The following is a 22076-nucleotide window of genomic DNA, read 5'->3' on the forward strand; positions in this document are numbered from 1 at the left end:
GGGGCGCGGCACACTTGAAGCGTGATGACCGATGAAGACACGCGCTACGAAGCCGTGCGCAGCCGCGACGCGCGGTTCGACGGGGAGTTCTTCTTCGCCGTCGAGACGACCGGGATCTACTGCCGGCCGAGCTGCCCCGCGGTCACCCCGAAGCGGCGCAACGTCCGGTACTACGCCACGGCCGCCGCGGCCCAGGGCTCGGGCTTCCGGGCCTGCCGCCGCTGCCGCCCCGACGCGGTGCCGGGCTCGGCCGACTGGAACGTGCGCGCCGACGTCGTGGGCCGCGCGATGCGGCTCATCGGCGACGGGATCGTCGACCGCGAGGGCGTCGGCGGGCTCGCCGTCCGGCTCGGTTACAGCGCCCGCCAGGTGCAGCGCCAGCTCACCGCCGAGCTGGGCGCGGGCCCGGTCGCACTGGCCCGCGCCCAGCGCGCCCACACCGCGCGTGTCCTGCTCCAGACGACCCCGCTGCCGGTCACGGAGATCGCGTTCGCGGCCGGGTTCGCGAGCGTCAGGCAGTTCAACGACACGATCCGCGAGGTGTACGCCCGCACCCCCACGCAGCTGCGCGCAGAGGCGCCCGACAAGCGCCGCGCCGTGGCTCCGGCCGCCGGAATCCCGCTGCGCCTCGCCCATCGCGGTGCCTATCAGGCGGGTCCCGTCTTCGATCTACTGGAGAGTCAACTACTTGACGGTGTCGAGGAGTTGACCGGACGACCCGGCGCGCGCAGCTTCCGGCGCGCGCTGCGGCTTCCGTACGGCACCGGTGTCGTACGCGTCGACGAGACCACGCACGACCAGCCCGGCGCGCAGGCCGAGCACCGGGGCGGCTGGCTCGACGCACGCCTCCAGCTGACCGATCTGCGTGATCTGACCACCGCCGTCGGCCGCCTGCGCCGCCTCTTCGACCTCGACGCCGATCCGTACGCGATCGACGAGCGGCTCGCTCTCGACCCGCGGCTCGCCCCCCTGGTCGCGGCCCGGCCGGGCCTGCGCTCGCCCGGCGCCGCCGACCCCGACGAGCTGGCGTTGCGCCAGGTCGCCGGGGTCGCGGAGGCCGCGCGGCTCGTCGAGCGGTACGGCAAGCGGCTCGACGCGCCCAGTGGCACCGTCGACCGGCTGTTCCCCGCCCCTGACGACCTGGCCGACGAACCGGGCACGCTCGGCGCGCTCGCCCGCGCGCTGCACACCGGCGCGCTCCGCCTCGACCCGGGCGCCGACCGGGACGACGCCGAAGCGGTGCTGCGCGCGCTGCCCGGCATGCCCCCGCGCACCGCCGCCCTGATCCGCCTGCGTGCTCTGGGCGACCCGGACGTGGGCGTGCCCGACGACTCCGTGACCGATGACGCGTGGCGCCCCTGGCGCTCGTACGCGCGTCAACACCTCCTCGTAGAAGGACAGTTGTGAACACCGAAGACCGCACGACCTACTACACGACTCTCGCCGGCCCCCTCGGCGAACTCCTGCTCACCGCCGACTCCTCCGGCGCGCTCACCTCCCTGTCCGTCCCCGGGCAGAAGGGCGGCCGGGTCGTCGGTGACGGATGGGTGCGCGACCCCGCGCGGTTCGCCGCGGCCGAGCGGCAGCTCGCCGCGTACTTCGCCGGTGAACTCAAGGAATTCGAGCTGGAGTTGAAGCCCGAGGGCACCGAGTTCCGGCGGCGGGTCTGGGACGCGCTCGACGACGTGCCGTACGGGGCCACCACCACGTACGGCGAGGTGGCCGCCCGCATCGGCGCCTCGCGCGCCGCGGTCCGGGCCGTCGGAGGCGCGGTCGGCGCCAACCCGCTGCTGATCGTGCGGCCCTGCCACCGGGTGATCGGCGCGGACGGCTCGCTGACCGGGTACGCGGGCGGCCTGGAGCGCAAGATCGAGCTGCTGACGCTGGAGGGTTCGCTCCGGCAGCGGCCTTAGGCTCCCGGGTCGACCGCGACCGCCGCCGTGTACCCCTCGGGCATCGGTACGTCGTGCAGCGACCAGCCGTCCGGTGCGCCGGGGGAGTCGGCCCGTACGCCCACGTAGTCGCGGTCGGTGCCGCGGGACAGGCCCGTGCCGAGGCCCTTCAGGTAGGCCTCCTTGCGGACCCAGGCGCGGGCCACGCCGAGCCGGCGCTCCCGGGGTCCCGCGAGCGCCGCCAGCTCGGCGCGCTCGCGCGGGTGCAGCACCGCCGTGAGCTCCTCGGCGACCTTGGGTGTGGGCAGCTCCTCCACATCGGCGCCGACCGGCGCGGGTGCCAGCGCCACCAGGGCCAGGTCACCGCTGTGGGAGAGGGAGAAGTGCGGGCCGGGGACGTCCGCGAGGGCCGGGCGGCCGTGCGGGCCGCCGCAGCCGGGGCAGGGAAGGCGCGTGAACCGTACGTCGCCGGGGGCCCGGCCGAGCCGTTCGCCCAGGATGGCGCGGAGCGCGAGATGCGCGGAGACGTAGCGCACCCGGTGCCGTTCGAAGTGGAAGGCGGCGGCGCGGCGCGACTCCTCGGCGTCGAGGATGTCGGCGGCGTCCCCGGTTGGGGGGCTCCCCGGGCCCGTCGTGGCGAGCCACAGGCGGACCGGCCCGGAAGCGGGCAACTCCCGTACGTCGTCCACGCGTCAGGCCTCCAGATAGCGCAGGGCCACGAGCCTACCGGGGGACCTTCGGCCGGCGGTCCCGGTCCCGGTGGCGGCCCCGGCCGCGCAGCCGCACCGCCAGGTACGCCACCAGTGCGACGACCGCCGCGGCGAGCACCACCTTGGAGATCACGCCCACGTACGTCTCCACCAGGTCCCACTGATCGCCCAGCCAGTAGCCGGCGAGGATCAGCACCGAGTTCCAGACCAGCGAGCCGACCGCCGTCAGCGACAGGAACACCGGCAGCGGCATCCGCTCGACGCCCGCCGGGATCGAGATCAGGCTGCGGAAGATCGGGACCATCCGGCCCAGCAGCACCGCCTTCGTGCCGTGCCGCTGGAACCACGCCTCCGTCTTCTCCAGGTCGGAGACCTTCACCAGCGGAAGCCGGCCCCACAACGCGTACATGCGGTCACGGCCGATGACCCGGCCGATCCAGTAGAGGACCGCCGCCCCGACGACGGAGCCGAGCGTCGTCCAGAACAGGGCCGAGGCGAGGGATATCGCGCCCTGGCCCGCGGCGAAGCCGGTCAGCGGCAGGATGACCTCGCTCGGCAGCGGCGGGAAGAGGTTCTCCAGCGCGATCGCGAGGCCCGCTCCCGGGCCGCCGAGCACATCGACGAGATGGGCCGCCCAGCCCGCGATGCCGGTGGTCGGCTCCGCGGCGGCGGCCGAGGTCACGAGGTGCATACGAGGTCTCCAGGCAGGGGCGTCCCGGTACCGGCGTCGCGGCACCGGAGATGTCCAAGCCAGGAACCGCAGCTCATGGCCACTACGAGGGTAACCGTTTGGCAAAGTGCGGTGATCCGCACCCCCGGTCCCGCGGTTTTCCGCGGGGCCTCGCCGCTCATCCCCAGATGACCGCGCCCAGCCACGCCCCCACGATCAGCAGGCACGCGAACAACTCGACCAGCACGTTCGAGCCGCCCGCCCGCATGGCCGTGCGTGTCGACGTGCGTGCGTCCCCGTGGCTCCCGAGCCGCAGCCGCTCCGATACGTAGATCCCGCCCATGTACCCCGGCACCGCCCCGATCACCGGCACCACGAAGAACCCGATCACCGCGCCCGCGCCCGCCCAGAGCTCCAGGCGGCGGGTCGCCCCCGCCTGCCGGAACCGGCGCGGTGGCAGCTGCCAGCGCAGCACCTGGGAGGCCAGCAGGACGGCGGTGGCGCCGACGAGGATGCCCCAGGCCAGGCCGTCCGGATCCCGCAGCGCCCACACGGCGACCGCGGCCCACACGAGCCATGAACCGGGCACTCCCGGCACCAGCACCCCGTAAAGGCCGAGCGCCATCACGGCGCCGACCAGGAGGAGTTCCCACGCTCCCATGTGCACAGGGTCCCCCAGGTGCGGCGAAAGCGCAGGTCAACAGAGTCTCAATGAGGACTCATCGAGCCACCCAGTCCCGTTCGTACGCATGCCACCCGAGCTGCAGCCTGGTGGTCACGCCCGCCAGCTCCATCAGCCGTTTCACCCGTCGCTGCACCGTCCTGAGCCCCAGGTCCAGCTGCTTGGCCACGCTCGCGTCGGTCAGACCGGCGAGCAGCAGCGAGAGGATCTCCAGGTCGAGGCCGTCGGGCCCCTCCGTGCCGACCTCCTCCACCGCGCCCGCCGCCCCGAGGCGCAGCGGCAGCGCCTGCCGCCACACCGCCTCGAAGAGCCCGTTCAGCGTTTCGAGCAGCCCGCTCGCGTGCACCACCAGGGCGGCGGGCTCGGCGGCGTGCCGGGTCAGCGGCACCATGGCGAGCGCCCCGTCGGCGATCACCAGCTTCGTCGGCACCCGGTCCACGACCCGCACCTGCTCGGCCCGGCCGATCGCCGCCGACAGCTCGGTCAGGCCGGCCGGCATCGTGAGCACCTCGCGCTCCAGGACGACGCGGTAGCCGACGCCCCGGCTGACGGCCTGTTCCTCCGCGTCGTTCTCCGTGGCGGACACCGCGATCGGGTTGCCGGTGACGAGGGCGCACACCTCCTCGGTCGCGCCGAGCTGGATCTGCAGGAACCGCTGGGCCGCGGCCGCCGCCCCGGTCACCACCTCGACCAGGTCGTGCGCGGCGGGCTCGGTGGCCTGCGCCCGGAACTCCGCGGCGAGCCGGGCCGCCGCCAGCTCCGCCTCGTCCAGCTCGTGCCGCCGCTGGGTGAGCAGCGCGCCGAGCGCGACCCCGGGCGGCGCCGCGACCCAGCGTCCGGCGCGCGCGGACGACTGGGCGGCGAGCCCGTGCTGCTCCAGGCGGCGCAGCGCGTGCTCGGTCTCGGGCTCGCCGCGGGTGAGCCGTCGTGCCAGGTCGGGGACGTCGGCCGCGCCCACCGCGACGAGCGCCCGGTAGGCCGCCTCGTGCCCCTCGTCCAGACCTATCGCGTGCAGCATGCGGCGATCCCCTCCCCAGTGAACCGTTCCAACACCCCCTCGTGGCGGGAAACGGCCACGGCACATTCCCGCCGCCTCCCATCTTCCCTGTACCGGCCATCACTCTGCCAATGTGGCGCCACCGCAGCACCAACACCCGCTGGGAATGCGGCCTTTGGCCCGTATTCACCCGCGCTTCTACTTGAGGAGAGCGATGCGCCCGATATCGCGTGCGGCCCTGGGCACGGCGACCGCCGTCGTCCTGGGCGTCACCGCGGCCGTCCCGTCCGGGGCCCAGGAGGGGAAGGTCCCGGACGGCGGCCGGCCGCTCGTCGGCAGCTCCGCCGCCGCTGCCGCCGCCAAGAGCTCCGCGACCACGGTCACGCTGGTCACAGGCGACCGCGTCGTCGTCACCACCGACGCCGAAGGACGCCCCACGGCCGCTGCCCTGCCCACCGCCGACGGCAGCACCCCGCTGCTGCAGACCAGGCAGTCCGGCAAGGACCTGTACGTCTACCCGGACAGCGCCGCCAAGGCGCTCGCCGACGGCCGCGTCGACGAGGAACTCTTCAACGTCACCGGACTGATCCGGCAGGGCTACGACGACCGGCACAGCGCGACGCTGCCGCTCATCGCCACCTACGACACGTCCGTCGACGTCGCCCGCGGCGCGCCCGCCGCGCCGCGCGGCGCGAAGCGCGGCCTCGTCCTCGACCCCGTCGACGGCGTCGTGCTGAAGGCCGACAAGAAGAAGGCCGCCGACTTCTGGGCCGACATCTCAAGTCCCCGCTCCCGCGCGGCCGGTGACCTGAAGAAGCTCTGGCTCGACGCCAAGGTGAAATCGCTGCTCGCCGACTCCACGAAGCAGGTGCGCGCCGACGAGGCATGGGCCGCGGGCTACGACGGCAAGGGCACCAAGGTCGCCGTCCTCGACACCGGCGCCGACACCGGACACCCCGACCTCAAGGGCCGCGTCGCCGAGTCGAAGAACTTCACCGACTCCGCCGACGCCGACGACCACCAGGGGCACGGCACCCACACCGCGTCCACGGTCGGCGGCTCCGGTGCGGCGAGCGGCGGCAAGGAGAAGGGCGTCGCCCCCGGCGCCACCCTGCTCAACGGCAAGGTCCTCGACGACGGTGGCTCCGGCGCCACTTCGTGGATCATCGCCGGCATGCAGTGGGCCGTCGAGAAGAAGGCCGACGTGGTGTCCATGTCCCTTGGCAACCCGGGCGAGCTGGACTGCTCCGACCCCATGTCGCAGGCCACGCAGGAACTCGCGCGGTCCTCGAAGGACACCCTCTTCGTCGTCGCGGCCGGAAACACGGGACCCGCCGTCAACACGGTCTCCTCGCCGGGCTGCGTACCCGAAGTGCTCACCGTCGGCGCCGTCGACAGCGACGACGAGACGGCGAACTTCTCCAGCCGCAGCCCCGTGCGGCGCACGCACACCCTCAAGCCCGAGATCGCCGCGCCGGGCGTCGCCATCAAGGCCGCAGCCGCGGGCGGCCGGGGCGTCTACGCGTACCAGTCCATGAGCGGTACGTCGATGGCGACGCCGCACGTCGCGGGCGCCGCCGCCCTGGTCAAGCAGCGCCACCCCGACTGGACCGCGCGGCAGATCAAGCAGGCCCTCGTCGCCTCCGCCGACGCCGACATCCCCGGCGACGTACGGGAGGCCGGCGGCGGCAGGCTCGATGTGAAGGCCGCCGTCGACCAGAAGGTCCTCGGCGCGGACGCCGTACAAGGCGGCACCTTCAACTGGCCGCAGGACAGCAGCGACCGCACCACCGTTCAGGTGCCGTACACCAACACCACTGACAAACCAGTGAAGTTGAGCCTCGCCGTCGACGGTGTCACCGGCAACGACGGCTCCACCGTGAAGTCCTCGGTCGCCAGGCTCGGCGCGCGTACGGTCACCGTCCCGGCGGGCGGCACCGCCCAGGTCCCGCTGGCCGTCGACCCGACCGCACACCTCAAGAAGGCCCAGTACGGCGACGTCACCGGCCGCGTCCTCGCCACGGGCCCCGGCGGCGTACACCTCAGCACCCCGTTCTCGCTGTACGTCCAGGCGGAGACGGTCACCCTGCGCGTCAAGGTCGTCGACCGTCAGGGGAACCCGGCCACCGCCGGCTCCTCGCTCGACCTCGTCGGCACCGACGACGCGTCCGGCGAGCGGCGCGTGAACGACGGCGCCGCCGACCAGACGTACCAGGTCAGACCGGGCGCGTACGCCCTGTCGGCGTTCGTCGCGACGCCGGAGACCGAAGGCGCCATGATCGGGTCCGCGACGTTCCTGGGGCGTCCGCAGCTGAACCTCACCAAGGACACCACCGTCGTCCTCGACGCCCGCAAGGCCCACAGACTGAGTGTGAAGACGGACCGGGAGAGCGAGGTGCGCGGCGCCACCCTCGGGTTCGCGCGCACCTTCGGTGAGGACAACTGGCTGCACGCGGCCAGCATCCAGGGCTCGCGCACCGTGCGCGGCTACTACGCGGACGTCCAGGGCGAGGTCCGCGACGGCGACTTCGAGTTCGACAGCTTCTGGCGCGCGGCCGCCCCGCAGATCAGTGAGTTCGGCGTGGTCGACGGACCCGAGCTGCACCCGGTGACCGGCTCCACGAACTCCTCGAACCTCGACGGCACGGGGACCTCCGAGATCGTGTCGGCGGGAGCCGGAACGGCCGATGAACTGGCCGCGGCAAAGGGCAAGTTGGCGCTGGTGAAGCTGCCCGACGGCGGCTCCCCGAACACCGTCGCGCAGGCCGCGATCAAGGCGGGCGTCAAGGGGGTCGTCCTGTACCGGGAGGCCGCGGGCCGCTGGTACCCGACCGTCGGCTTCGTCGGCGCGCCCATCCCGATGCTCGCGCTGGAGACGGCGGAGGGCGCGGCGCTTGCCGAGCGGGTCGCGGCCGGGACGACGACACTGCGCTGGAAGGCGACGGCCAAGAGCCCGTACGTCTACACGCTCGCGTTCCCCGAGGCCGGGCAGATCCGCGACGACCGCACCTACAGGACGGCGGACCGGAATCTCGCCACGAACAAGGCCACCTACAAGGCGATGGGCGCCACCACCGACTACATCGACCTGCCGTCGGTGTCCCGCCCGAACGGCCTGACGACCTCCTTCGGAGACCTCGCGGTGGTCGCCGCGCCGGCCACCCGCACCGAGCTGTACTCGCCCGGCACCACCGGCTATGGACACCAGGTGTCCAGCAGCTTCCCCTGGGGCGAGTTCATGATCGACCCGGTGCGGACGTACGAGAAGGGCGAGAAGCGCACCGAGGAGTGGTACGGCGGCGCGATGGCTCCCACCGCGCCGCTCGACGACTCCGGCGAGCAGGCGCTCGCCGCGGAACGCCAGGGCAATCTGATCGGTGTCGCGCCCGGATTCTGGGGAGACGGCCAACACCTGGGCGTCCAGGGCTCGTTCGGAGACGTCGGCAGCGTCGAGCTGAAGCGGAACGGTGAGACGGTCGGCTCGTCCGGCTGGCCGTTCGGCGTCTTCACGGTCCCGGCCGAGGACGCGGCGTACGAACTCACCCTGAACACGATGAAGTTGAACGGCGGCAAGACCTGGCTCCGTTCCCCGCGGACCACGACCACGTGGTCGTTCCGCTCGCACCTGGAGGAGGACACTTACTCTCAGGGCATTCCGCTGCTCTTCCCGCGGATGACGTTCCCCGAGGACGGCATGAAGACGCTCGCGGCGCGGGACGGCCAGAAGATCGCCCTGACGGCGACGGGCCACGCGGGCTACGAGCCGGGCGCCCTGACGAAGGCCGCGCTCTCGTACTCGTACGACGGCGGGGAGACCTGGACCGAGGCGAAGACCTCGAAGCAGGACGGCGAGTGGACCGCGACGGTCGCCCACGCGGGGGCCTCCGGCGAGCAGGTCACCCTCAAGGCCGAACTGACGGACGCGAAGGGCAACTCGGTCACGCAGACGGTGAACCGGGCGTACGACGTGCGGTAGGCCCGAGGCCCATTTCGGTGGGCTTTTCCCGATGCCCCGTTTTCGTACGGCCCGTGCCGTGGACAATGAGGGCATGAGCCAGCAGGGGGAGAGGCCCACCGGTCACCCGGCCCAAGGGGACGACTGGTGGGGGAAGTTGTACGACAACGAGACCGCCGCCGAGGACACCGGGCCGACCCCGGCCCCGGACACCCTGGACGACCGCTTCACTTCAGCGGGAGCGGTTGCGTCTCCGAGCCCGGCGGAGGACCTGGGGGCCGACGCCCCCGGCCCCGAGCCGAGCCCCTCGGCACCTCCGCCCGAAGCCGCGGTGTACCCGGAGACGCGGAGCGTCTGGGGCACCGCGGGCCCGCCGGAGGCGCCCCCGGCGGCAGCACCCCCGCCCGGCGCCGCGCCGGCACCACCGCAGGGCCCTCCGCCACTGCCGGACGCGCCCCGGATCCCGCCCGAAGCCCTCCCGCCCCCGCCGGAGGCGCCCCGGCTCGACTACGTAGGAGACGGGCCGCCCACCTATGAGGCCGAGCCCACCGCGCTTCCGCTCGCTGATCCCGAGGGGCTGGGTGAGCTGGTCGCGGACACCGTGCTCGACGGGGCGCGGTGCGGGGTGTCGACCTTGCGGGCCGTGTCCGTGCGGGGGGACTCCGCGCGGTACCGGGGAGAGCCGCGGCGCGACGGTCTGCTCACCGCGCGGTTCGGGAGCGGGTCCACGGCGCTGATCCTCGTGGCGATGGCCACCGGCGTCCGCGCCACGCCCGGCGCGCACCGCGCCGCCGCCGAGGTCTGCGAGTGGATCGGGCGGGCCGTCGGGCTCAGCCACACGCGGCTCGCGGAGGACGTGCGGGCGGGCCGCCGCGGCGACCTCAAATCCGGCCTGCACCGGCTCACCGACCGCAGCCTCGGCAAACTGCGGGCCGGCGCCACCGAACAGGGCCTCGACCCGGAGGAGTACGCGGCGACACTGCGCTGCCTGCTGCTGCCCGCCGACCCGGCGTGCCGCACCCGCGTGTTCTTCGGCGTCGGCGGGGGCGGCCTCTTCCGGCTGCGGGACGGGGAATGGCGGGACATAGAGCCGAGCGCCACCGAGCAGAGCGGCGCACCCGTCGTCGGCTTCGGCTCGTCGCCGCCCCCCGGTGCGGGCACCGGCTCCACCGGAGCGGCCGACGCCGCGCCCCCTTTCGCGGACGACGACCGGCTCACCATGGACCTCAACATCACGACGCCCCCGAGCCCCTACGAGCCCGCGCCCCCGCCACCCCGCGACGCCTTCCGGTTCCGCGCCTCCGTCGCCCGACCGGGGGACACGCTGCTGCTGTGCTCACCGGGCCTCGCCGAACCGCTCCGCGGCGAGCCGGACCTCGCCCGCCACCTGGCGAACAGGTGGGCGGACGCCGACCCTCCGGGCCTCGCCGCGTTCCTCGCGGACACCCAGGTCCGGGTGAAGGGATACGCCGACGACCGAACGGCCGCGGCCGTCTGGGAGGCGTGAGCACGCTCCGTATGAATTCATGGAACACGGAAGAGTTGAGAAGCATCGAGGAGACCGGGTTCCGAAAGGGCGCGTGAGTCATGGCCAAGCAGAACGTCGCCGAGCAGTTCGTCGACATCCTCGTCCGCGCGGGCGTCGAGCGCATGTACGGAGTCGTGGGCGACAGCCTCAACCCGGTCGTCGACGCGATCCGGCGCAACGACGCGATCGACTGGGTCCACGTACGGCACGAGGAGACCGCCGCCTTCGCGGCCGGCGCGGAAGCCCAGATCACCGGAAAGCTGACCGCGTGCGCCGGGTCCTGCGGGCCCGGCAATCTGCACCTCATCAACGGGCTCTACGACGCCCACCGCTCGATGGCCCCCGTGCTCGCCCTCGCGTCGCACATCCCGTCCAGCGAGATCGGCCTCGGCTTCTTCCAGGAGACCCACCCCGACCGGCTGTTCTCCGAGTGCTCGCACTACAGCGAGATGATCTCCAGCCCGAAGCAGCTGCCGCGCGTCCTGCAGACCGCCATCCAGAACGCGATCGGGCAGTCGGGCGTCAGCGTCGTGACACTCCCCGGCGACGTCGCCGACGAAGCCGCGCCCGAGACATCCATCGAGACCGCGATCGTCACCTCCCGGCCCAGCATCCGCCCCGGCGACAGCGAGATCGAAAAGCTCGTCGAGCTGATCGACGAGGCGGGCAAGGTCACGCTGTTCTGCGGCAGCGGCACCGCGGGCGCGCACGCCGAGGTCATGGAGTTCGCCGAGAAGATCAAGTCCCCGGTCGGCCACGCTTTGCGTGGAAAAGAATGGATTCAGTACGACAACCCCTATGACGTGGGGATGAGCGGACTGCTCGGCTACGGCGCCGCCTACGAGGCCACCCACGAGTGCGATCTGCTGATCCTGCTCGGCACCGACTTCCCGTACAACGCGTTCCTGCCGCAGAAGGACGTCAAGATCGTCCAGGTCGACGTGCGGCCCGAGCACCTCGGCAGGCGCTCGAAGCTGGACCTCGCGGTCTGGGGCGACGTACGCGAGACGCTGCGCTGCCTCACGCCGCGCGTGAAGCCCAAGTCGAACCGCAAGTTCCTCGACCGGATGCTGAAGAAGCACGCCGACGCGCTCGAAGGTGTCGTGAAGGCGTACACGCGCAAGGTCGAGAAGCACACACCCATCCACCCCGAGTACGTCGCCTCCGTCGTCGACGAACTCGCCGCGGAGGACGCCGTGTTCACCGTCGACACAGGCATGTGCAACGTCTGGGCGGCCCGCTACATCTCGCCCAACGGGCGGCGCCGCGTCATCGGTTCGTTCTCCCACGGCTCGATGGCGAACGCGCTGCCGATGGCGATCGGCGCCCAGTTCACCGACAGGAACCGGCAGGTCGTCTCCATGTCGGGCGACGGCGGCTTCTCGATGCTGATGGGCGACTTCCTCACCCTCGTCCAGCACGACCTGCCGGTGAAGGTCGTCCTCTTCAACAACTCCTCTTTGGGGATGGTCGAGTTGGAGATGCTGGTGGCCGGCCTCCCCTCGTACGGGACCGACAACAAGAACCCCGACTTCGCCGCGATCGCCCGCGCCGCAGGCGCCTACGGCGTCCGTGTCGAGAAGCCGAAGCAGCTCGCGGGCGCGCTGAAGGACGCGTTCAGGCACAAGGGACCCGCGCTCGTCGATGTCGTCACCGACCCCAACGCGCTGTCCATCCCGCCGAAGATCAGCGCCGAGATGGTCACGGGCTTCGCCCTCTCCGCCTCGAAGATCGTGCTCGACGGCGGAGTGGGCCGGATGGTGCAGATGGCCCGCTCCAACCTGCGCAACATGCCGCGTCCTTAAGGCACTTCGGCTCGGATCACACCGGTCGCAGCCGCAGCGTCAGGATCTGGAACGGGCGCAGGGACAGGGCGAGACCGGTGTCGGAGGTGTCGGCCGCGCGCAGCGGGCGCTCCAGGAGGTCCGTCTCGTCGGCGCCCGCCACCGGGAACGCCGCCGTGAGCGTCGCGTCCGCGCGCCCGCCCCGCGACTCGTAGAGCCGCACCACGACATCCCCGCTCCGGTCCTCCGCGAGCTTCACGGACTCCACCGTCACGGCCGGGTCGTCGACCGTGACCAGCGGCGTCACGGCGGGGGCGGGCGCGATCCGCAGCGGCAGGTTCAGTGCGAGCCCCTCCGCCACCGCGTCGCCTGTCGTCGCGCCGGGGAGAAGCGCGTACGTGAAGCGGTGCGTGCCGAGATCCGTCTCGGGGTCGGGGGAGTGCGGGGCGCGGAGCAGCGTCAGGCGGACCGTGGTGCCGAGGCCCTCGTCGTGCGCGGCGCGCGTGACGTCGTGGCCGTACGTGGAGTCGTTGACGACGGCGACCCCGTAGCCCTCCTCCGCGACGCGCAGCCAGCGGTGCGCGCAGATCTCGTAGCGGGCCGCGTCCCAGCCGGTGTTGGCGTGCGTGGGCCGGTTGACATGGCCGAACTGGATCTCGGCCGACGACCGCTCCGCGTGCACGTCCAGCGGGAACGCCGCCTTGAGTACCTTCTCCGACTCCTGCCAGTCGATCTCCGTGACCACGTCCAGGCGCCGGCTGTCCGCCGCGAGCCGGTACTCCTGCGTGATCCGGGACGTGCCGAAGGAGCGGGTGACGCGCACGGAGACCCGCAGCGGCCCCTCCTCGACCAGCTCCACCGACTCGGCCTCCGTGAGGTCGGTGCGGGTGTGGCGGTAGTGGGCGTCCAGGTCCCAGGCGTCGTACTGCGTGGGGTGGTCGGGGTGCAGTTGCAGCAGGTTGCCGCGGCTTCCGGGGGCCAGCACCTCGCGTCCCGCGTGGTTCAAGTCCCGTACGGAGGTGAGGAGTCCGTCGCTGTCGATGGTGACGGTGAGGTGCTCATTGGCGAGGACGATCGAACCGGTCTCCCGCGTCGCCGCCGCGTGGGCGCCGGGGCCGTGCGTCCGCCCGGAGGCCTCGGCGAGGGAGCGTGAGCCGAGCCCGGCGACGTTCACATGAATCAACTCGCCTTCGTGGGCGACTACTTCACTGCGCGCATACGGTGAGGCGTTGAGCGCGGACGGTTCGGTGCCGCCGAGGTGGCGTACGGCGTCGGCGGTGATCCCGTCCAGTTCCGTGAGCACCTGGGCGTAGGTCTCCCGTGCCTCGCGGTGCACCCAGGCGATCGACGAGCCCGGCAGGATGTCGTGGAACTGGTGCAGCAGCACCGTCTTCCAGATCCGGTCGAGGGCGTCGTACGGGTACGCGTACGACGGGTCGTGCAGGGCGGCGGCCGTGCACCACAACTCGGCCTCACGCAGGGCGTGTTCGGAGCGACGGTTGCCCTGCTTCGTCTTCACCTGCGTGGTGTACGTGGCGCGGTGCATCTCCAGGTACAGCTCGCCGGACCACACGGGGGCCTTGGCGCCGTACTCCTCGTGCGCCGCCTCGAAGAACGCGGCCGGTTTCTCGATGTCGACGCGCGGCGAACCCTCCAGGGAGCGCAGTCGGCGCGCCTTCTCCAGCATCTCGCGGGTCGGGCCGCCCCCGCCGTCGCCCCAGCCGAACGGGACGAGGGAGTGGGAAGCGCCGCCCTTCTCCGCGAAGTTCCGCTCGGCGCGGGCCAGTTCGTTGGCATGGAACTGTGCGTTGTAGGTGTCCACGGGCGGGAAGTGGGTGAACACCCGAGTGCCGTCGATGCCCTCCCACCAGAACGTGTGGTGCGGCATCTTGTTCGTCTGGTTCCAGCTCAGCTTCTGCGTAAGGAACCACTTGGCTCCCGCCAGCTTCGCCAACTGCGGGAAGGCGGCGGTGTATCCGAAGGAGTCCGGCAGCCAGATCTCCTCCGTCTCCACGCCCAGCTCCTCCTGGAAGAACCGCTTGCCGTGCACCAGTTGGCGCGCGAGGGCCTCGCCGCCGGGCATGTTGGCGTCGGACTCCACCCACATCGAGCCGACCGGGGACCAGTTCCCGTCCGCGACGGCCTTCTTGATGCGCTCCCAGATGTGCGGCTGGTGCTCCTTCACCCACGCGTACTGCTGGGCCTGTGAGCAGGCGAAGACCAGCTCCGGGTAGTCACGGGCCAGCGCCGTGACGTTCGCGAACGTACGCGAGGCCTTGCGGACCGTCTCGCGCAGCGGCCACAGCCACGCCGAGTCGATGTGCGCGTGCCCGGTCGCCGAGATCCGGTGCGCGCTCGCGTGCGCGGGACGGGACAGCACCTCGGCCAGCTCGGCGCGCGCCGCCGACGCCGTGCCGGGGACGTCGTGCAGATCGAGGGCGTCCAGCATCCGCTCCAGGGCGCGCAGGATGTCGTGGCGCCTGGCCCGGTCCGCGTCCAGCTCGTGCATCAGCTCCGAGAGCACCTCGATGTCGAGCACGAGATGCCATACGTCCTCGTCGAGTACGGCCAAGTCGGCAGAGCGGAATCGGTAGTTGGGGCGATCTCCTGCGGTCAGTACGTCGCCTAGGAAGGTCGGCTCGAAGTCCCGGAGCACCGTCGGGTTGGCCGCCGCTTCGAGGAGCAGACGCACAGGCTCGCCGCCGGCCGCACGCGCCGCGATCGTCAGATGCCGGTTGCGCGGGTGGATACCCTTGAGGGGTACGCCCGACGCGTCGTGCAGCAGCCCCTCCGCCTGGAACCCCGGCCCCTGCCCGGAGAAACCGGGATCGACGACCGCCTCGACGTGCCGCCCCTGCCACTCCTCGGGCACCCGCCCCTCAAGGCGGAACCAACTGGTCGACCACGGCTTTCCCCAGGCGGTGCCGGTCTCGAAGGGCTCGTACGTGCCCTCCAGGGCCTCGGCCACCGGCACCGGTTCCCCCGGTGCGTGCCAGACGCTCATGCTCAGCGGGACCCGCGCCCCGTACTGCGCGGGCCGCACGAACTGGCGCATCGCCCGGTCGAGTCGGCCTTCGACGAGGTGTCGGTCGTCGTGCACGGCGTCTCCTTCAGTGCTCCTGCGGTGCTGTCCGGTGCTCGTACTGTGCCCGTCGCTGTGGCGTCCCCACGCTTCCTTCCCCGGCGCGGCGCCGGACACCCGGCAAGTGGTGGACCAATCAACAAGCGTGCCGATCAGGCAGCGGGGCATTCATCCCCGTGTACGCGTTCGAAGAGCAGGCCGAGCAGAAGAAGCCAGCCGGAAAGGCATGGGATCGGCGTGTGGGCGGGGGCCATGAAACGGCAGTCACGAGGGGGCGCCCCAATGGGCGACACGGGCTCAATGACGTTCGAGAAGGGAGTCGCGGCGGCGCGCGCGGATCCGGAGGACGAGCCGCCGCGGCAGCTCAAGCGCAAGCTGGGCAAGGCGGACCTGCGGGCCGTCCCGGAGACGAGGCGCGCGCTGCGCGAACTCCTCGTGCGCTGGGGCAGGCCCGGGAGATCGGAGGTGGCGGAGCTGCTCACCAGCGAACTCGTGACGAACGCGCTGGTGCACACGGACTGCGAGGCGGAACTCACGGCGACCGTGGGAGCGCGGTCCCTGAGAGTCGAGGTCCGTGACTTCGTCTCGCAACGGCCCGAACCACGCGTACCGCACGCCGACGACGGTACGAACGGCACCAGCGGGCGCGGCCTCATCCTGGTGCAGTCCCTCGCGGACGCCTGGGGCGTCGCGGCGCTCGGCCCGGATGCCACGGGCAAGGTGGTCTGGTTCGAACTGGACGGCGGCGTCGCGTGATCCCGCGACGCCGCCGTACCACGGACGGGCTCAACCGAGCTGCTGCTCAAGATCCTTGAGCTTCTGCTCCAGAGAGTCGAGCCGGGGCAGCGCCTGCGTGTCGTCCTCCGTCGTCAGATCGACGGTGACGGGCGCCTTCTGGTCACGGTCACGGGACCTCCGGATGCCCTTGACGGCCTGGAGGGAGGGGCGGGCGCGCAGCGGAAGCTGTTCCGGTGCGGGCGCCGCCTGCGGTAGTTCCGAGGGCTGGGCCGACGCCGATATGGCGGACTCCGGGCCGGCCTGCCCGGCGCCACCGGCCTCCACCTGCCGGGGGTCGTGTGTGCTGAAACCCCGGCTCAGCGCCTTCAGTTGGGCACGCTCCAGCTTCTGGTGCTCGCGCTGGCGCATCCGGTTCTGCGTCTTCTCCCGCTTGTCCTCGCGCACCTCGTCCACGGCCTCGTCGAGGGTGCGCACATTCTCCAGGAGCATCAACGACCAGGCGTTGTACGTCTCCAGGGGTGCGCGCAGCCAGCGCACGATCCGGATCTGCGGCAACGGCCGTGGCACCAGGCCCTGTTCGCGCAGCGCCGCGCGGCGCGTCTGCTTCAGGGCGCGGTCGAAGAGGACGGCGGCCGAGAGGGACATCCCCGCGAAGAAGTGCGGGGCGCCCGCGTGGCCCAGGCCCCTCGGCGCGTGCACCCAGTTGAACCAGGCGGCGGCTCCGGCGAACGTCCACACGAGTATCCGGGAGCCGAGCGCGGCGTCGCCGTGGCTGGCCTCGCGCACCGCGAGCACCGAGCAGAACATCGCGGCGCCGTCGAGCCCGAAGGGGACGAGGTACTCCCAGCCCCCGGACAGGTTCAGGTTCTGCTTGCCGAAGCCGACAAGGCCGTGGAAGGAGAGGGCCGCGGCGACGGCCGCGCAGCAGAACAGCAGCACGTACGAGGCGGTGCCGTACACGGCCTCCTTGCGCCTGCGGCGCTCCTCGCTGCGCTCCCATGAATCGTCGGAGAACATTCCTGCGTCCTTCTTGGCTCCCCCGGCGCGCCTGCCGCGCGCGAGCACTGCGACCGCCGCCAGCATGCCCAGGAGCAGTACGGCGCCCGGAAGCAGCCAGTCCAGCGATATGTCGGTCAGTCTCATCTGGGGTCCCTTGCATCGCGATAGGGCGTTTCGGCCGCCATATTGGCCCAGCCGTCCGACCCCGCACGGGGGTTTCGGGGCAAGAGAACGCCATTGGAGTGCGAGGGGGCGCGTAAAGCGGCCGTACGCTCGAACTCCCAGAGGAGAAAGGGAAGTTGGGTTCGAATTACGTCACTCGAACGGGTGGTTCAGGCCGCCGCGGTCGCGGTGAGCCTGCCGACCCGGTCCGCGTCACAGGTGCGCGGACACGTCACGCAGGTGTCCTCCGGGCGCAGCGTGTAGAACATGCAGCAGCTCGCCCGGTCCCTGGTGGGCAGCAACTCCCCGTCGGGGCCCGTGAGTTCGCGGAACGCGGCCTTCCCGACGTACGGCTTCGTGGCGCCGGGCAGCAGCGCCTCCAGGTCGGCCATGGCACGCCGCTCCTCGCCGAGGAGGTGGCCGAGGTACCAGAGGGACTCGACGATCTCGTCCGTCGCCATGCCCCACAGGGCGCGCGGGCCGCGCCGCATCCGCGGTCCGAAGCCCGCGAGCACGGGCTGCAGGTGCTCGGCGACGGCCGCGCGGACCTCGGCGCGCAGGGCCTCCTCGTCGGGGACGACGCGGGCGCCGGGCAGATCCGCCGCCGGGTCGCCGGGGAGGCAGGCGAACTCGGTGACATGGACCGCGAGGCGGCCGAGCGTGCGCTGGAAGGCGACCTCGGAGGCCGGGAAGCGGGGCACGCGGCGGTGCAGGAACCAGGGGAGCGTGATGAGCAGACACGCGGGCCAGGCGTAGCGGTGCAGGCCGAAGCTCGCGATGACGTCGGGGCGGGCGCCGGTGCCGTAGTCCTTGAGCACCTGTGCGTTGTCCCACGCGAGGAAGGCGTCGAGCGCGGCGCCGCCCTCGGCGAGCCGCTCGGCGTGCACCCAGCCCGCACCCTCGGGCAGCGCCTCCCCCGCGGGTACCTCGGTGACACCCAGGCCCGGAAACACCTCGGTGAGGCGGGCGTACGCGGCCGAGACCGCGCTGGGAGGCGCGCCGAGCGCCGACGTGGTGAGGGGCATGCGTGGACCGCCGATTCACGATCGTTTACAGGTAAGCCTTACCTTACCCGAACGAGGTGGGGTTTGAACTGTCGGCCCGGCCCTCTATCGTGCGTCGTTGAGCTTCGGACAAACAGCAAGGAACGGCGGCGAAGGGGATGACCGGGGTGGAGCGGACGAGGCCACGTGAGGCAGGCGACTCCTCCATAGGAGTGCCGGAGCAGCGGTCGATGCCGGCGTGGGCGCCGCGGCCTCCCGCGCCCGTGTCCGCGCCGGCCTCCGTTCCCGAGCAGAGCCGTGGTGAGCACACCCACAGCGAGCCGCCCGCGCCGGGGCTCATGGCGCGCGCGGTGGTCGAGCGGACGTCCGTGCGCGGCCAGGTGCTCGACGCGCTGCGGGCCGCGCTGGTCTCCGGCGACCTCGTGCCCGGCGAGGTGTACTCCGGTCCTGCCCTGGGGGAGCGCTTCGGGGTCTCGGCGACGCCGGTGCGCGAGGCGATGCAGCAGCTGGCGCGCGAGGGCTCGGTCGAGGTCGTGCCCAACCGGGGGTTCCGGGTGACCCGGCGCTCGGACCGCGAGCTGGCCGAGCTCGCGGAGGTGCGGGCGCTCGTCGAGGTGCCGGTGGTGACGCGGCTCGCCCGCACGGTGGCGCCCGCGCGGTGGGCCGAACTGCGGCCGCTGGCCCGTGCGACGGCCGCGGCCGCGGCGGTGGGGGACCGGGCGGGGTACGCGGAGGCGGACCGTGCCTTCCACCGGGCCCTTCTCGCGTTCGCGGGCAACGACCAGGTGGTCCGGGTCGCCGACGATCTGCATCGGCAGGTGGGGTGGTCGACGTCGGACCTCGTGGTGGACGCGAAGCAGCACGTGGTGCTGCTGGATGCGTTGGTGGCGCAGGACTGTGCGGCGGTGCGTGTGCTGGTGGAGCGTCACATCAGCGGTTGACCGGTCCTACGCCGCGGGGCTCTGCCCCGGACCCCGCGGGCTCTCGTCCAAAAGCGGGGCTTGTTGTATCGGCAGTATCCCCGCCAACCACGTCGGCACACCGTCCAGCAGCCGGAACAGCCGACCCGCCTCCGCGCGCAGCCGCGCCTTCGTGTCCGGGTCCGGTTCGGCCTCCGCGAGAGAGACCAGTGCCGGGGCCGTGCCCACCAGGTAGCCGAGTTCCTCGCGGATGCGCAGGGACTCCGTGAAGCCGTGCCGCGCCTCCACCAACTCGCCCTCCCGCAGGGCGAGTCCGGCGAGGTGGCGCCAGGTGAAGGAGAGCAGGAGCGCGTCGCCGTGGGCCGTCGCGCCCGCGTGGGCCCTGCGGTACGCCGCGCGCGCCGCCTGTGGCGAGTCCGCCAGGTTCTCCGACATCAGGCCGCGCCGGAAGTCGAGCAACGCACGCCCTGCCGCACCCGGAGCGATGAGCGCCGCCGCCCTGCCGAACGCCGAGCGTGCCTCGTCGGACCGGTCCCGCGTCTTCAACAACGTGGCCGCGTACGCGAGTTGCCCCCGCTCGCAGGCCGCCGCGCCCCGCTCCTCGTCCGTGTGGGCCAGCGCCTCCGCCGCGCGGAGCGCGTCCTCCGCGTCCGCCCACCCCTGCTCCGTGTACAGGCACCGCTCCACCAGCAGCGCCGCCCGTTGCAGGGCCGCCCCCGCGTCCGTCGTCGCATGATGGTCCAGGAGTGCCGCCGCGTCGGCCCAGCAGCCGCGCGAACGCAACCGCCATACCGCGGTCTGGAGTGGATCGTCCGCTGTGTTCGTTCCGGTACCAGACATGGCGGTATGCGCCACATTGCCCTCCGAGCACGCCATCGAGCCGAGTTGCCGTGGGGCATCTCAGCACGGATCAAGGTGCCCGGCCAAGGGGGTGGGTGAAAGATTTCACAAAGGGATGGGGTTCCCAAGCGCTCCCAAGATCGCTAAGAGGGTGCCCCTGGGGTTGATGGGGCGTCAGCTCATGCGCAGGGCCAGGAAGAAGTCCAACTTGTCCTCCAGGCGCGACAGATCACGACCCGTCAGCTGCTCGATGCGGCCCACGCGGTACCGCAACGTGTTCACGTGCAGGTGCAGCCGCGACGCGCAGCGGGTCCACGATCCGTCGCAGTCGAGGAACGCCTCAAGCGTCGCGATCAGCTCGGCGCGGTGCTTGTGGTCGTAATCGCGGAGCGGGTCGAGCAGCCGGGCCGTGAACGCCCGCCGTACGTCGTCGGGGACGAAGGGCAGCAGCAGGACGTGGGACGCCAGCTCCTGGTGGCCCGCCGCGCAGACCACGCCCGTGCGGGCGGCCGCCACGCGCCGTGCGTGCCGCGCCTCCTCCAGGGCGCCGCGCAGCCCCTCCGCGGAGTGCACCGCGGCGCTCACGCCGATCGCCAGGCGCCCGTAGTCGGCGAGCCCGGCCGCGAGGGGTTCACGTACCGCGGTCAGTAGCGTGTCCGCGAGCAGGCCCTGCTCCGAGCCGTCGTGCTCCGCCGCCACGGCGGGCAGCGGCACCAGGGCGATCGCCTCGTCCCCGCTGTGCGCCACGGCGATCCGGTCGGACGGCTCGGCGGTGTCGGGGCGCGCCCCGGCCTCCGGGGCGATGAGGATCTCCTCCAGGAGCGACTGGGCCACCGCCCCGCCCTCGGCCTTCTCGCCCTGCTGGTCCGTCCACTCCACGCGCGCCACGACGACCTGCCAGTGCGGGGCCGCGCCGAGCCCCGGCAGCAGCACGGGCGCCGCGACGCGAAGGCGTGCCGCGATCTCCGCGGGGGCCGCGCCCGCCTGCACCAGCTCCAGGACCTCCTGCGCGAGCCTGCGTCGCACCGTGCGCGCCGCGTCCCGCCGCTCGCGCTCCACCGAGATCAGCTGTGTGACGCCCTGCAGCAGGTCGAGCCGCTCCTCCGGCCAGTCGCCCGCGTCCGCCTCGACGATGAGCAGCCAGTCCGCGAGGGCGCTCGCCCGCACGTCGGAGGAGGGCGCCGCGGCGGCAGGACCGTCCTTCGGCGCCGAGCCGATCGGGAACAGCGAGTACGTGACTCCCTCGACCGTCACCCGGTGCGGGCTGCGCCGCCCCGTGCGCAGGGCCGCCAGGTGCTCGGCCGCGAGCCGCGTACGGATCCCCGCGGGCAGTTCGGGCCCGGCCGCCGACGAGCCCGCGATCGCGCGCCCCGTCGGGGAGAGCACCCAGGCCCGCAGGTCGAGGTCGCTGCCGAGCAGGTCGAGGACGACGTCCGGGCCGCCGCCCGCGGGACCCGAGGTCATCAGGCGCCGGTGCCGGTCGACGACCGCCGCGAGGTCCCCGGCGCGCTCGCCCGAGACCTGACGTACGACGTGCTCGGTGATCGTTCCGAAGGCCACCGACTGGGCCACCTCGAACAGCGGGACGCGGTGCCGGGCGCAGGCCTCGACGAAGTCCTCGGGGACGTAGCCGAACTCGGCGGTGCCCGCGGCGACGGCGGCGACGCCCGCCGTCGCCATCAGCCGGGCGAAGGGCTCCGAATCGGCCGGCTCCCGGTGCCAGGCCAGGCCCGTGAGGACCAGCTCACCGCCGGACAGATAGCGGCTGGGGTCCCGCAGGTCCGTCGTCATCACGCCGCGGACCGTGCGGTCGAGCTCCTCTTCGCCGCCGAGGAGCCTGAGGCCCAGCGCGTCCGTGTCCAGCAATGCGCGCAGCCGCATGTGTTCGTCGCCGCCGATCTGTCTCGAAGTGTGCCCAAGTGGAACCCCGCAGACCTGTGGCCTGGGTTTCCGGGAAGAAACGGTGAGGCCACTGATGCCACCCGTTCATACGAATCTACAAGACACCCCGGCGGGCCAGCCAACGCGTTCATGTTTTCCGTGACTGACACTGCCGGAGCACAGGCGGTGTACTGGCCTCACTCCGCGTGAACAGCACATGAACGAGCCCCTG

The 22076-nt window shown here is 72.4% G+C and carries 16 protein-coding genes; 7 read left to right on the forward strand and 9 right to left on the reverse strand.

Going from position 1 to position 22076, the window contains the following annotated elements; translation table 11 throughout:
- The first annotated feature begins 24 nt into the window (after nucleotides 1–24).
- Both ACFYWS_RS14795 and ACFYWS_RS14800 read left to right on the forward strand, forming a co-directional pair.
- The gene (locus ACFYWS_RS14795) at nucleotides 25–1407 is read left to right on the forward strand and encodes an Ada metal-binding domain-containing protein (protein WP_389275689.1); all 1383 of its coding nucleotides are present in this window, start codon (nucleotides 25–27) and stop codon (nucleotides 1405–1407) included.
- Entirely contained in the window at nucleotides 1404–1913 is a 510-nt protein-coding gene (locus ACFYWS_RS14800; protein WP_389275008.1) for a methylated-DNA--[protein]-cysteine S-methyltransferase, read from the forward strand. Before ACFYWS_RS14795 ends, ACFYWS_RS14800 begins: the two co-directional genes overlap by 4 nt.
- On the opposite strand, the gene ACFYWS_RS14805 is transcribed toward ACFYWS_RS14800, so the two are convergent.
- From ACFYWS_RS14805 to ACFYWS_RS14820, 4 genes are all read right to left on the reverse strand, one after another.
- Nucleotides 1910–2581 (reverse strand): 4'-phosphopantetheinyl transferase family protein, encoded by a 672-nt coding sequence (locus tag ACFYWS_RS14805; protein WP_389275011.1) that lies wholly within the window; start codon nucleotides 2579–2581, stop codon nucleotides 1910–1912. The two genes, ACFYWS_RS14800 and ACFYWS_RS14805, sit on opposite strands and share 4 nt — an antisense overlap.
- A 34-nt stretch (nucleotides 2582–2615) precedes the next feature.
- A complete protein-coding gene (locus ACFYWS_RS14810) occupies nucleotides 2616–3293 on the reverse strand; it encodes a DedA family protein (RefSeq protein WP_389275013.1) in 678 nt (225 codons plus the stop codon).
- A 157-nt stretch (nucleotides 3294–3450) separates the two neighbouring features.
- Nucleotides 3451–3933, reverse strand: coding sequence for a DUF456 domain-containing protein (locus ACFYWS_RS14815; protein WP_389275016.1), 483 nt, complete (start codon nucleotides 3931–3933; stop codon nucleotides 3451–3453).
- 58 nt (nucleotides 3934–3991) lie between these two features.
- Nucleotides 3992–4972: a helix-turn-helix transcriptional regulator gene (locus tag ACFYWS_RS14820; RefSeq protein ID WP_389275019.1), complete on the reverse strand. Its 981-nt coding sequence runs from the start codon at nucleotides 4970–4972 to the stop codon at nucleotides 3992–3994.
- Nucleotides 4973–5165: 193 nt separating this feature from the next.
- Between ACFYWS_RS14820 and ACFYWS_RS14825 the strand changes: the two genes are divergently transcribed.
- The 3 genes from ACFYWS_RS14825 to ACFYWS_RS14835 all read left to right on the forward strand — a co-directional run bounded on the left by ACFYWS_RS14825 (nucleotide 5166) and on the right by ACFYWS_RS14835 (nucleotide 12239).
- Nucleotides 5166–8927, forward strand: coding sequence for a S8 family serine peptidase (locus tag ACFYWS_RS14825; RefSeq protein WP_389275022.1), 3762 nt, complete (start codon nucleotides 5166–5168; stop codon nucleotides 8925–8927).
- 73 nt (nucleotides 8928–9000) lie between these two features.
- The gene (locus tag ACFYWS_RS14830) at nucleotides 9001–10413 is read left to right on the forward strand and encodes a protein phosphatase 2C domain-containing protein (RefSeq protein ID WP_389275025.1); all 1413 of its coding nucleotides are present in this window, start codon (nucleotides 9001–9003) and stop codon (nucleotides 10411–10413) included.
- Nucleotides 10414–10493: 80 nt separating this feature from the next.
- Entirely contained in the window at nucleotides 10494–12239 is a 1746-nt protein-coding gene (locus ACFYWS_RS14835) for a pyruvate dehydrogenase (protein WP_389275028.1), read from the forward strand.
- 16 nt (nucleotides 12240–12255) lie between these two features.
- On the opposite strand, the gene ACFYWS_RS14840 is transcribed toward ACFYWS_RS14835, so the two are convergent.
- Entirely contained in the window at nucleotides 12256–15318 is a 3063-nt protein-coding gene (locus ACFYWS_RS14840) for an alpha-mannosidase (RefSeq protein WP_389275031.1), read from the reverse strand.
- Nucleotides 15319–15600: 282 nt separating this feature from the next.
- On the opposite strand from ACFYWS_RS14840, the gene ACFYWS_RS14845 reads away from it, so the two are divergent.
- Nucleotides 15601–16056, forward strand: coding sequence for an ATP-binding protein (locus ACFYWS_RS14845; protein WP_389275034.1), 456 nt, complete (start codon nucleotides 15601–15603; stop codon nucleotides 16054–16056).
- Between the two features lie 30 nt (nucleotides 16057–16086).
- Here ACFYWS_RS14845 and ACFYWS_RS14850 read toward each other — a convergent pair whose 3' ends face one another.
- Entirely contained in the window at nucleotides 16087–17181 is a 1095-nt protein-coding gene (locus ACFYWS_RS14850; RefSeq protein ID WP_389275037.1) for a DUF2637 domain-containing protein, read from the reverse strand.
- A 188-nt stretch (nucleotides 17182–17369) separates the two neighbouring features.
- Entirely contained in the window at nucleotides 17370–18224 is an 855-nt protein-coding gene (locus ACFYWS_RS14855; RefSeq protein ID WP_389275040.1) for a (2Fe-2S)-binding protein, read from the reverse strand.
- A 137-nt stretch (nucleotides 18225–18361) separates the two neighbouring features.
- Between ACFYWS_RS14855 and ACFYWS_RS14860 the strand changes: the two genes are divergently transcribed.
- Nucleotides 18362–19144: a GntR family transcriptional regulator gene (locus tag ACFYWS_RS14860; RefSeq protein ID WP_389275043.1), complete on the forward strand. Its 783-nt coding sequence runs from the start codon at nucleotides 18362–18364 to the stop codon at nucleotides 19142–19144.
- 6 nt (nucleotides 19145–19150) lie between these two features.
- Here ACFYWS_RS14860 and ACFYWS_RS14865 read toward each other — a convergent pair whose 3' ends face one another.
- Nucleotides 19151–19963: a hypothetical protein gene (locus ACFYWS_RS14865; protein WP_389275047.1), complete on the reverse strand. Its 813-nt coding sequence runs from the start codon at nucleotides 19961–19963 to the stop codon at nucleotides 19151–19153.
- A 174-nt stretch (nucleotides 19964–20137) separates the two neighbouring features.
- Nucleotides 20138–21844, reverse strand: a complete 1707-nt coding sequence (locus ACFYWS_RS14870; protein ID WP_389275049.1) for a PucR family transcriptional regulator — start codon at nucleotides 21842–21844, stop codon at nucleotides 20138–20140.
- Between the last annotated feature and the right edge of the window lie 232 nt (nucleotides 21845–22076).

The organism is Streptomyces sp. NPDC002795, assembly GCF_042888725.1.
Lineage (GTDB): Bacteria > Actinomycetota > Actinomycetes > Streptomycetales > Streptomycetaceae > Streptomyces.

Coding starts and splice junctions, on each gene's coding strand:
- ACFYWS_RS14835 (WP_389275028.1), top strand. CDS start 10,494: ATGGCCAAGCAGAACGTCGCCGAGCAGTTCGTCGACATCCTCGTCCGC.
- ACFYWS_RS14870 (WP_389275049.1), bottom strand. CDS start 21,844: ATGCGGCTGCGCGCATTGCTGGACACGGACGCGCTGGGCCTCAGGCTC.
- ACFYWS_RS14795 (WP_389275689.1), top strand. CDS start 25: ATGACCGATGAAGACACGCGCTACGAAGCCGTGCGCAGCCGCGACGCG.
- ACFYWS_RS14845 (WP_389275034.1), top strand. CDS start 15,601: ATGACGTTCGAGAAGGGAGTCGCGGCGGCGCGCGCGGATCCGGAGGAC.
- ACFYWS_RS14855 (WP_389275040.1), bottom strand. CDS start 18,224: ATGCCCCTCACCACGTCGGCGCTCGGCGCGCCTCCCAGCGCGGTCTCG.
- ACFYWS_RS14830 (WP_389275025.1), top strand. CDS start 9,001: ATGAGCCAGCAGGGGGAGAGGCCCACCGGTCACCCGGCCCAAGGGGAC.
- ACFYWS_RS14820 (WP_389275019.1), bottom strand. CDS start 4,972: ATGCTGCACGCGATAGGTCTGGACGAGGGGCACGAGGCGGCCTACCGG.
- ACFYWS_RS14865 (WP_389275047.1), bottom strand. CDS start 19,963: ATGTCTGGTACCGGAACGAACACAGCGGACGATCCACTCCAGACCGCG.
- ACFYWS_RS14825 (WP_389275022.1), top strand. CDS start 5,166: ATGCGCCCGATATCGCGTGCGGCCCTGGGCACGGCGACCGCCGTCGTC.
- ACFYWS_RS14815 (WP_389275016.1), bottom strand. CDS start 3,933: ATGGGAGCGTGGGAACTCCTCCTGGTCGGCGCCGTGATGGCGCTCGGC.
- ACFYWS_RS14810 (WP_389275013.1), bottom strand. CDS start 3,293: ATGCACCTCGTGACCTCGGCCGCCGCCGCGGAGCCGACCACCGGCATC.
- ACFYWS_RS14850 (WP_389275037.1), bottom strand. CDS start 17,181: ATGAGACTGACCGACATATCGCTGGACTGGCTGCTTCCGGGCGCCGTA.
- ACFYWS_RS14860 (WP_389275043.1), top strand. CDS start 18,362: ATGACCGGGGTGGAGCGGACGAGGCCACGTGAGGCAGGCGACTCCTCC.